The sequence below is a fragment of the Pseudarthrobacter phenanthrenivorans genome, assembly GCF_000813845.1.
GTDB lineage: Bacteria > Actinomycetota > Actinomycetes > Actinomycetales > Micrococcaceae > Arthrobacter > Arthrobacter phenanthrenivorans_B.
Genome location: NZ_JWTB01000077.1, coordinates 1 through 255, shown reverse-complemented (window position 1 = coordinate 255; position 255 = coordinate 1). Strand labels below are relative to the sequence as shown.

The 255-nt window shown below is 31.0% G+C and carries 1 protein-coding gene; it reads left to right on the top strand.

Annotated elements, in window-relative coordinates:
• The coding region (locus RM50_RS20535) for a hypothetical protein (protein ID WP_430929422.1) at positions 1–255 on the top strand (255 nt) is incomplete at both ends.

The following is a 255-nucleotide window of genomic DNA, read 5'->3' as shown; positions in this document are numbered from 1 at the left end:
CAGCAGTTATATCAAAAATAGTATCAAGTAGTCTTTCTGAAGAAGAAGTTGCTTCTGGAATGAGTTTGCTAAATTTCACAAGTTTTTTATCAGAGGGAACAGGTATAGCAATTGTAGGAGGTTTATTGTCACTACAATTGCTTAATCGTAAACTAGTTCTGGAATTTATAAATTATTCTTCTGGAGTGTATAGTAATATTCTTGTAGCCATGGCTATCCTTATTATTTTATGTTGTCTTTTGACGATTATTGTAT